Source organism: Caballeronia sp. LZ024 (genome assembly GCF_031451455.1).
GTDB lineage: Bacteria > Pseudomonadota > Gammaproteobacteria > Burkholderiales > Burkholderiaceae > Caballeronia > Caballeronia telluris.
Genome location: NZ_JARUXL010000001.1, coordinates 3,097,641 through 3,107,480, shown reverse-complemented (window position 1 = coordinate 3,107,480; position 9,840 = coordinate 3,097,641). Strand labels below are relative to the sequence as shown.

Below are 9,840 nucleotides of genomic sequence, written 5' to 3'. Positions count from 1 at the left end.
CCGATGATAGTGCGGATCTCCCGTGTGAAAGTAGGTAATCGTCAGGCTCCTCATGCAGCAACAAAAAACCCCACCCCAAAAAGGTGGGGTTTTTTGCTTTCTGAAATGACTATAAGTGAGAGGATTAATCGAGACGGATCACGTGCTGCGCTTGACAACGGCGCGATGAGCCATCATAATTGATAGTTCTCTGCGGAGGGGTGCCCGAGTGGCTAAAGGGGGCAGACTGTAAATCTGTTGGCTTACGCCTACGTTGGTTCGAATCCAACCTCCTCCACCAGAATTTTAAGCGGTAGGGAATCAAGGCCCATGCGGGTGTAGCTCAATGGTAGAGCAGAAGCCTTCCAAGCTTACGACGAGGGTTCGATTCCCTTCACCCGCTCCAGTGTCAATGGTTGCGCCCATGTGGCTCAGTGGTAGAGCACTCCCTTGGTAAGGGAGAGGTCGGCAGTTCGATCCTGCCCATGGGCACCAGCAACGCCAGTCTAGAGTGTTTGCGCGCGGCGCAAGGTACGAAAATCCTGTTAGGAGTCGAAAATGGCCAAAGGTAAATTCGAGCGGACCAAGCCGCACGTGAACGTTGGAACGATTGGTCACGTTGACCATGGCAAGACCACGCTGACGGCAGCGATCACGACGGTGCTGACCAAGAAGTTCGGCGGCGAAGCAAAGGCATACGACCAGATCGACGCGGCGCCGGAAGAGAAGGCACGTGGTATCACGATCAACACCGCGCACGTCGAGTACGAAACGGCTAACCGCCACTACGCGCACGTCGACTGCCCGGGCCACGCCGACTATGTGAAGAACATGATCACGGGCGCCGCTCAGATGGACGGCGCGATCCTGGTGTGCTCGGCCGCTGACGGCCCGATGCCGCAAACGCGTGAGCACATCCTGCTGGCTCGCCAGGTGGGCGTGCCGTACATCATCGTGTTCCTGAACAAGTGCGACATGGTTGACGACGCCGAGCTGCTCGAACTCGTCGAAATGGAAGTGCGCGAGCTTCTGTCGAAGTACGACTTCCCGGGCGACGACACGCCGATCATCAAGGGTTCGGCCAAGCTGGCGCTGGAAGGCGACACGGGCGAGCTGGGCGAAGTGGCGATCATGAACCTGGCCGACGCACTGGACACGTACATCCCGACGCCGGAGCGCGCAGTGGACGGCGCATTCCTGATGCCGGTGGAAGACGTGTTCTCGATCTCGGGTCGCGGCACGGTGGTGACGGGCCGTATCGAGCGTGGCGTGGTGAAGGTTGGCGAGGAAATCGAAATCGTCGGTATCAAGACGACGGTGAAGACGACCTGCACGGGCGTGGAAATGTTCCGCAAGCTGCTCGACCAGGGTCAAGCGGGCGACAACGTCGGTATCCTGCTGCGCGGCACGAAGCGTGAAGACGTCGAGCGCGGCCAGGTGCTGGCCAAGCCGGGTTCGATCACGCCGCACACGCACTTTACGGCTGAAGTGTATGTTCTGTCGAAGGACGAAGGCGGTCGTCACACGCCGTTCTTCAACAACTATCGCCCGCAGTTCTACTTCCGCACGACGGACGTGACCGGCTCGATCGAGTTGCCGAAGGACAAGGAAATGGTGATGCCGGGCGACAACGTGTCGATCACGGTGAAGCTGATCGCGCCGATCGCGATGGAAGAAGGTCTGCGTTTCGCCATCCGTGAAGGCGGCCGTACCGTCGGTGCAGGTGTCGTCGCCAAGATTATCGAGTAAGAGCCAGAAATCTTCTCGGTAGTCGATAGTTTCGGGGTCGACGATAGCGTCGGCCCCAAAATGGTTTAGGGGTATAGCTCAACTGGCAGAGCGTCGGTCTCCAAAACCGAAGGTTGGGGGTTCGATTCCCTCTGCCCCTGCCAAATTCTCGCGCCAAGTGGCGCTGCTTAAGGTGTTATGGCGAATCCTTCCGTCGAAACTGTAAATACTTCCGGCGACAAATTGATGGTGGCCGCGGGTGTATTGTTGGTCTTGGCCGGGTTCGTGGGTTTCTTCTGGCTCTCCGGCCAAGAATGGTACGTCCGCGGCGCCGCGCTCGCGGTCGGTGTGATCGCGGGAGTTGCCGTTGGACTTCTGTCCACGCAAGGGAAGGGTTTCATCGCCTTTGCCAAGGATTCGTACAAGGAAGTCCGCAAGGTAGTCTGGCCGACCCGCAAAGAAGCAACGCAGACGACGCTGGTGGTTTTCGCCTTCGTATTGATCATGGCCATCCTTCTTTGGCTTAGCGATAAGTCCATCGAATGGGTGATTTTCTCGGTGATACTGGGTTGGAAATGATATGAGCGATACTCCGGCATCCCCGAGCGGAAAGCGTTGGTACGTCGTGCACGCCTACTCCGGCATGGAGAAGAGCGTGCAGCGCGCGCTTCAGGAGCGCATCGAGCGCGCTGGAATGCAGGATCAGTTTGGTCAGATTCTCGTTCCAACTGAAGAGGTGGTTGAGGTCAAAGGCGGACACAAATCCGTTACCGAGCGTCGTTTCTTCCCGGGATACGTCCTGGTTGAAATGGAAATGACAGACGAAACTTGGCATTTGGTAAAAAACACTGCCAAAGTGACCGGTTTCGTTGGCGGCGCACGGAACAGGCCCAGCCCGATTTCCCCTCGGGAAGTCGAAAAGATTATGTCCCAAATGCAGGAAGGCGTCGAAAAACCGCGTCCGAAAACGTTGTTTGAAGTGGGCGAGATGGTGCGTGTGAAGGATGGCCCATTCACCGACTTCAACGGAAACGTCGAGGAAGTGAACTACGAAAAATCTCGGGTTCGTGTATCGGTGACGATCTTCGGGCGTTCGACTCCAGTTGAGCTCGAATTCGGTCAAGTCGAAAAGCTGTAGATTGATATTTGCGCGCGGCGTCCAGCGCCGTCGCGCAGTTCGCGCTTACGGCCCGCGTTAAGGCCGTTGAGGAGCGCAAGTAGCCGATCATCGGTGAACGCGCGCTATCACTCACCGAACGCTTTCGCGTTCTGCAGAGGTTTTCAACATGGCAAAGAAAATCATCGGCTTTATCAAGCTGCAGATTCCTGCAGGTAAAGCCAACCCGTCGCCGCCGGTCGGTCCGGCACTGGGCCAGCGCGGCCTGAACATCATGGAGTTCTGCAAGGCGTTCAACGCGCAGACTCAAGCGATGGAGCCGGGTCTGCCGGTGCCGGTCGTCATTACGGCATTCGCGGACAAGAGCTTCACGTTCATCATGAAGACGCCGCCGGCCACGGTCCTGATCAAGAAGGCGGCCAAGATCGACAAGGGTTCGGCCAAGCCGCACACCGACAAGGTCGGCAAGATCACCCGCGCGCAAGCGGAAGAAATCGCGAAGACCAAGTTGCCTGATCTTACGGCAGCTGATCTCGACGCAGCGGTCCGCACGATCGCAGGCAGCGCCCGCTCGATGGGCATCACCGTGGAGGGCGTGTAATGGCTAAGCTTTCTAAGCGCCTTCAGGCGTTCGCAACCAAGGTTGACCGTCAAAAGTTGTACCCGATCGAAGACGCGCTGTCGCTCGTGAAGGAATGCGCAAGCGCGAAGTTCGACGAGTCGATCGACGTGGCAGTGCAGCTCGGCATCGATGCGAAGAAGTCGGACCAAGTGGTTCGCGGTTCGGTGGTTCTGCCGGCTGGCACGGGTAAGTCGGTTCGCGTCGCTGTGTTCGCCCAAGGCGACAAGGCCGAGCAAGCTCGCGCTGCCGGTGCTGACATCGTCGGTATGGAAGACCTGGCCGAGCAAGTCAAGGCCGGCAATCTGAATTTCGACGTCGTGATCGCTTCGCCGGACACGATGCGTGTCGTTGGTACGTTGGGTCAGATTCTCGGCCCGCGTGGTTTGATGCCGAATCCGAAGGTCGGTACGGTGACGCCGGATGTCGCTCAAGCTGTGAAGAACGCCAAGGCGGGTCAGGTGCAATTCCGCGTCGACAAGGCCGGTATCATCCACGCAACGATCGGTCGCGCCTCGTTCGAGCAGGCATCGCTGCGTCAAAACCTGTCGGCACTGGTGGAAGCCCTTCAAAAGGCGAAGCCGGCGACGAGCAAGGGCGTGTATCTGCGGAAAATCGCGCTGTCGAGCACCATGGGTGTTGGTGTGCGCGTCGATCAAGGTACGCTCGCGCAGTAAAGAATCATGCGCATGGTCAATTGACCGTGCGTTAAGGGCTTTGGGCGGCTGAGAGACGGTAGTACGTCTCGCGGCCGGTTGTCAAAGACCGTTGGCGGTGACGCAGCAATCAGGCGTCGCCTTAATGCAAGCCAACGCAGATGGCGAACCCGGAACAGTTTTGTAGTGGTTGAAGTCGATTGTCGTGCGCCAAAGCGGTGTACACCAATCGATCGAAATGCTCCTAACAGGTCGGACGCCGTTGTTGAACGCGATGCGCCACGTCGGCGCATCGAATCTGGAGGTTTAACCGTGCCACTGAACAAAGAAGATAAGCAGGCAGTCGTCGCTGAAGTCGCCGCGCAAGTCGCGAAGGCTCAGACGATGGTGCTCGCTGAGTATCGTGGGATCACGGTTGGCGATCTGACCAAGCTGCGCGCGAAAGCGCGCGAGCAACAAGTGTATCTCCGCGTGTTGAAAAACACGTTGGCGCGTCGCGCCGTGGAAGGTACGCCGTTCGCTCCGCTGGCTGAGCAGATGACCGGTCCTCTGATCTACGGCATCTCGGAAGATGCCATTGCTGCAGCCAAGGTCGTGAACGACTTCGGTAAAAGCAATGACAAGTTGATCATCAAGGCCGGTTCCTACGAAGGCAACGTGATGGACAAGGCAGGCGTGCAAGCGCTGGCCAACATCCCGAGCCGCGAAGAACTGCTCTCCAAGCTGCTTTACGTCATGCAAGCGCCTGTTGCTGGCTTCGCGCGCGGCCTCGCCGCTCTCGCGGAGAAGAAGCAGGGCGAAGCTGCGTAACGCATGCACTTGGGCACCAGTTGCTCGGTTAGGCATTAGCTAGATCGCTAGCTCGATCCGAATTCAATTTAGGAGTATTTCAAATGGCAATCGCAAAAGAAGACATCCTCGAAGCAGTAGGTTCGATGTCGGTTCTGGAACTGAACGAACTGGTCAAGGCGTTCGAAGAGAAGTTCGGCGTGTCGGCTGCAGCAGTTGCTGTTGCTGGCCCGGCAGGCGCAGCAGCTGCAGTTGCTGAAGAGCAAACCGAATTCACGGTCAACCTGACGGAAGTCGGCGCGAACAAGGTTTCGGTCATTAAGGCTGTTCGCGAACTGACGGGTCTCGGCCTGAAGGAAGCGAAGGACCTGGTCGACGGCGCACCGAAGCCTGTGAAGGAAGCGGTACCGAAGGCTGCGGCTGAAGAAGCGAAGAAGAAGCTGGAAGAAGCAGGCGCGAAGGCTGAAATCAAGTAAGTTTCGCTGCGCTCTGCGAAGGCTGGCGGTTTCCACCGCCGGCCTTTTTGTGCTTTGTGGGGACTGAGTTTTTACGCCCGAATTTCGGGAAAACAGTCCGCATAGAGGTCAAAGAGAATCGTCGGTCGGGATGTTTTGCCGGTCATTCTCTTTGTCTTCTGAAGCGACTGCAGAAGGCAAGTTTGGTCGGGTAGCGGGCAACACAGGCATCCGCTGCCGTCAGCCAGCGGTTGGTAGCGGCCAACCACCAAGCTTCTAGGCTCGTTCGTCCTCCCGGGACGATTCCACGAGTCTCAGTCGGTGAACACCGGGTCGTGTCATCGAGGTATCCCGCCTCGGCAACGCCCGCCGTGATTCGGAGATCGTATGCAATATTCCTTCACCGAGAAGAAGCGTATTCGCAAGAGTTTCGCGAAGCGCCCCATCGTTCACCAAGTTCCATTCTTGCTGGCTACTCAGCTTGAATCATTCAGCACGTTTCTGCAAGCCGAGACCTCCGCTACGCAGCGGAAATCGGAAGGCTTGCAAGCCGCTTTTTCTTCGGTTTTCCCGATCGTTTCGCACAATGGATTTGCGCGACTCGAATTCGTCAGCTACATGCTTTCTCCGCCGGCGTTCAACATCAAGGAATGTCAACAGCGCGGCCTGACCTATTGTTCCGCTCTGCGCGCCAAGGTGCGCCTCGTGCTGTTGGACAAGGAATCGCCGAGCAAGCCGGTCGTGAAGGAAGTCAAGGAGCAGGAAGTGTACATGGGCGAAATTCCGCTCATGACGCCGACCGGCTCGTTCGTCATCAACGGCACGGAACGCGTGATCGTGTCCCAGCTGCACCGCTCGCCGGGCGTGTTCTTCGAGCACGACAAGGGCAAGACGCACAGCTCGGGCAAGCTGCTGTTCTCCGCGCGAATCATTCCTTACCGCGGCTCGTGGCTCGACTTCGAATTCGACCCGAAGGACGTGCTGTATTTCCGCGTTGACCGTCGCCGGAAGATGCCCGTCACGATCCTGCTGAAGGCCATCGGCCTGACGCCGGAACAGATCCTCGCGAACTTCTTCGTGTTCGACAATTTCGCCCTGATGGACGAAGGCGCGCAAATGGAATTCGTGCCGGAGCGTCTGCGCGGTGAAGTCGCGCGTTTTGACATCCAGGATCGCGAAGGCAACGTCATCGTCACGAAGGACAAGCGGATCAACGCGAAGCACATCCGCGACCTCGAAACCGCGAAGACGAAGTTCATCTCGGTGCCGGAAGACTATCTGCTCGGCCGCGTGCTGGCGAAGAACGTCGTCGATCCGGACACGGGCGAAGTGATCGCGAACGCCAACGACGAAATCACGGAAACCGTCCTTGAAAAGCTGCGCGAGTCGAAGGTCAAGGATATCCAGACGCTCTACACGAACGACCTGGACCAGGGCCCGTACATCTCGTCGACGCTGCGTATCGACGAAACCGCGGACAAGATGGCCGCGCGTATCGCGATCTACCGCATGATGCGTCCGGGCGAGCCGCCGACGGAAGAAGCGGTCGAGGCGCTGTTCAACCGTCTGTTCTACAGCGAAGACGCCTACGACCTCTCGAAGGTCGGCCGCATGAAGTTCAATCGCCGCGTGGGTCGCGATGAAATCATCGGGCCGATGACGCTGCAAGACGACGACATCCTCGCGACGATCAAGATTCTCGTCGAGCTGCGCAACGGCAAGGGCGAAGTGGACGACATCGACCACTTGGGCAATCGTCGCGTGCGTTGCGTCGGCGAACTGGCGGAAAACCAGTTCCGCGCCGGTCTCGTGCGTGTCGAGCGCGCCGTGAAGGAACGTCTGGGCCAGGCTGAAAGCGAAAACCTGATGCCGCACGACCTGATCAACTCGAAGCCGATTTCGTCGGCGATTCGCGAGTTCTTCGGTTCGTCGCAGTTGTCGCAGTTCATGGACCAGACCAATCCGCTATCGGAAATCACCCACAAGCGCCGCGTCTCGGCTCTTGGACCGGGCGGTCTGACGCGTGAGCGCGCGGGCTTCGAAGTCCGCGACGTACACCCGACGCACTATGGCCGCGTGTGCCCGATCGAAACGCCGGAAGGTCCGAACATCGGCCTGATCAACTCGCTCGCGCTCTACGCGCACCTGAACGAATACGGCTTCCTCGAAACGCCGTATCGCAAGGTCGTGGATAGCAAGGTGACGGACCAGATCGACTATCTGTCGGCGATCGAAGAAGGCCGTTACGTGATCGCGCAGGCGAATGCGTCGCTGGGCGAAGGCGGCACGCTGACCGACGAACTGGTTTCGTCGCGTGAAGCCGGCGAAACGCTGATGGTCACGCCGGACCGCATCCAGTACATGGACGTGGCGCCGTCGCAGATCGTGTCGGTGGCGGCATCGCTGATTCCGTTCCTTGAACACGACGACGCGAACCGCGCGTTGATGGGCTCGAACATGCAGCGTCAGGCGGTTCCTTGCCTGCGTCCTGAGAAGGCCGTGGTCGGTACGGGCATCGAGCGCACGGTCGCGGTCGACTCGGGCACGACGGTTCAGGCGTTCCGCGGTGGCGTGGTCGATTACGTCGATGCTGGCCGTATCGTGATTCGCGTGAACGACGACGAAGCGGTCGCGGGCGATGTCGGTGTCGACATCTACAACCTGATCAAGTACACGCGTTCGAACCAGAACACGAACATCAACCAGCGCCCGATCGTGAAGGTCGGCGACAAGGTGTCGCGCGGCGACGTGCTGGCGGATGGCGCATCGACCGACCTGGGCGAACTCGCGCTCGGTCAGAACATGCTCGTCGCGTTCATGCCGTGGAACGGCTACAACTTCGAAGACTCGATCCTGATCTCGGAAAAAGTCGTGGCGGACGACCGTTACACGTCGATCCACATCGAAGAACTGAACGTCGTGGCTCGCGACACGAAGCTCGGACCGGAAGAAATCACGCGCGACATTTCGAACCTCGCCGAAGTGCAGCTCGGCCGTCTCGACGAGTCGGGCATCGTGTACATCGGCGCGGAAGTCGAAGCGGGCGACGTGCTGGTCGGCAAGGTGACGCCGAAGGGCGAAACCCAGCTGACGCCGGAAGAAAAGCTGCTGCGCGCGATCTTCGGCGAGAAAGCCTCGGACGTGAAGGACACGTCGCTGCGCGTGCCCTCCGGCATGAGCGGCACGGTGATCGACGTGCAGGTATTCACGCGCGAAGGCATCACGCGTGACAAGCGCGCGCAACAGATCATCGACGACGAACTGAAGCGCTATCGCCTCGACTTGAACGACCAGTTGCGCATCGTGGAAGGCGACGCCTTCTCGCGTCTCGCGCGCATGCTGAACGGCAAGGTCGCGAACGGCGGTCCGAAGAAACTCGCGAAGGGCACGAAGATCGACCTGCCGTACCTGGAAGATCTGGATCATTACCACTGGTTCGACATCCGCCTCGCGGACGAAGAAGCAGCGGCGCAGCTCGAAGCCATCAAGGACTCGATCGAACAGAAGCGTCACCAGTTCGACCTCGCGTTCGAAGAGAAGCGCAAGAAGCTCACGCAAGGCGACGAACTGCCGCCGGGCGTGCTGAAGATGGTCAAGGTGTATCTGGCGGTAAAGCGCCGTTTGCAGCCGGGCGACAAGATGGCCGGCCGTCACGGTAACAAGGGTGTCGTCTCGAAGATCGTGCCGATCGAAGACATGCCGTACATGGCCGACGGACGTCCGGCCGACGTCGTGCTGAATCCGCTCGGCGTGCCGTCGCGGATGAACGTGGGTCAGATTCTCGAAGTGCATCTGGGTTGGGCCGCGAAGGGTCTCGGCTGGCGTATCGGCGAAATGCTGCAGGCGCAGGCGAAGATCGAGGAACTGCGCACCTTCCTGACGAAGATCTACAACGAGTCGGGCCGTGCCGAAGAGCTGGATGGCTTCAGCGACGACGAAATCGTCGAACTGGCGAAGAACCTGCGCGAAGGCGTGCCGTTCGCGACGCCGGTGTTCGACGGCGCGACGGAAGGCGAAATGCAGCGCGCGCTGGATCTGGCGTTCCCGGACGACATCGCGAAGCAGCTTGGCATGACGAAGTCGAAAAACCAGGTGCAACTGAGCGACGGCCGCACGGGCGAGCCGTTCGAACGGACGGTGACGGTGGGCTACATGCACTACCTGAAGCTGCACCACTTGGTCGACGACAAGATGCACGCGCGTTCGACGGGGCCGTACTCGCTCGTCACGCAGCAGCCGCTCGGCGGTAAGGCGCAGTTCGGCGGCCAGCGTTTCGGTGAAATGGAAGTGTGGGCGCTCGAAGCGTATGGCGCGTCGTATGTGCTGCAGGAAATGCTGACGGTGAAGTCGGATGACGTGACGGGCCGGACCAAGGTTTATGAGAACCTGGTGAAGGGCGACCACGTAATCGATGCAGGCATGCCGGAATCCTTCAATGTGCTCGTGAAGGAAATCCGCTCGCTGGGTATCGACATCGACCTCGACCGCAACTAATCG

The 9,840-nt window shown here is 59.2% G+C and carries 9 protein-coding genes and 4 tRNA genes; all 13 read left to right on the top strand.

The window, feature by feature from the left end; all coding sequences use genetic code 11:
- Positions 1-183, top strand: a 183-nt coding sequence (locus tag QCE48_RS14035; RefSeq protein ID WP_309794172.1) for a hypothetical protein, incomplete at its 5' end; no start/stop codon positions are given.
- Positions 184-194: 11 nt separating this feature from the next.
- Positions 195-280: transfer RNA gene (locus tag QCE48_RS14030), tRNA-Tyr, on the top strand.
- 31 nt (positions 281-311) lie between these two features.
- A tRNA-Gly gene (locus QCE48_RS14025) sits at positions 312-385 on the top strand.
- Between the two features lie 14 nt (positions 386-399).
- Positions 400-474: transfer RNA gene (locus QCE48_RS14020), tRNA-Thr, on the top strand.
- Between the two features lie 63 nt (positions 475-537).
- Positions 538-1,728, top strand: coding sequence for an elongation factor Tu (tuf, locus tag QCE48_RS14015; protein WP_087632573.1), 1,191 nt, complete (start codon positions 538-540; stop codon positions 1,726-1,728).
- A 67-nt stretch (positions 1,729-1,795) separates the two neighbouring features.
- A tRNA-Trp gene (locus tag QCE48_RS14010) sits at positions 1,796-1,871 on the top strand.
- 34 nt (positions 1,872-1,905) lie between these two features.
- The gene (gene secE, locus QCE48_RS14005) at positions 1,906-2,286 is read left to right on the top strand and encodes a preprotein translocase subunit SecE (protein WP_309787135.1); all 381 of its coding nucleotides are present in this window, start codon (positions 1,906-1,908) and stop codon (positions 2,284-2,286) included.
- A gap of 1 nt (position 2,287) precedes the next feature.
- Positions 2,288-2,845, top strand: a complete 558-nt coding sequence (gene nusG, locus QCE48_RS14000; protein WP_035935568.1) for a transcription termination/antitermination protein NusG — start codon at positions 2,288-2,290, stop codon at positions 2,843-2,845.
- Positions 2,846-2,993: 148 nt separating this feature from the next.
- Positions 2,994-3,425 carry a 50S ribosomal protein L11 gene (gene rplK, locus QCE48_RS13995; protein WP_062641989.1) on the top strand — a complete coding sequence of 144 codons (432 nt, stop codon included), beginning with the start codon at positions 2,994-2,996 and terminating at the stop codon, positions 3,423-3,425.
- Complete coding sequence (gene rplA, locus QCE48_RS13990) at positions 3,425-4,120, top strand: 50S ribosomal protein L1 (protein ID WP_309787137.1); 696 nt, start codon at positions 3,425-3,427, stop codon at positions 4,118-4,120. Before rplK ends, rplA begins: the two co-directional genes overlap by 1 nt.
- A 291-nt stretch (positions 4,121-4,411) precedes the next feature.
- Entirely contained in the window at positions 4,412-4,909 is a 498-nt protein-coding gene (gene rplJ / locus QCE48_RS13985) for a 50S ribosomal protein L10 (RefSeq protein WP_062641994.1), read from the top strand.
- A gap of 83 nt (positions 4,910-4,992) precedes the next feature.
- Positions 4,993-5,364, top strand: a complete 372-nt coding sequence (gene rplL / locus QCE48_RS13980) for a 50S ribosomal protein L7/L12 (protein ID WP_087632578.1) — start codon at positions 4,993-4,995, stop codon at positions 5,362-5,364.
- A gap of 366 nt (positions 5,365-5,730) precedes the next feature.
- Entirely contained in the window at positions 5,731-9,837 is a 4,107-nt protein-coding gene (gene rpoB, locus QCE48_RS13975; protein ID WP_116566421.1) for a DNA-directed RNA polymerase subunit beta, read from the top strand.
- The last annotated feature ends 3 nt before the right edge of the window (positions 9,838-9,840 follow it).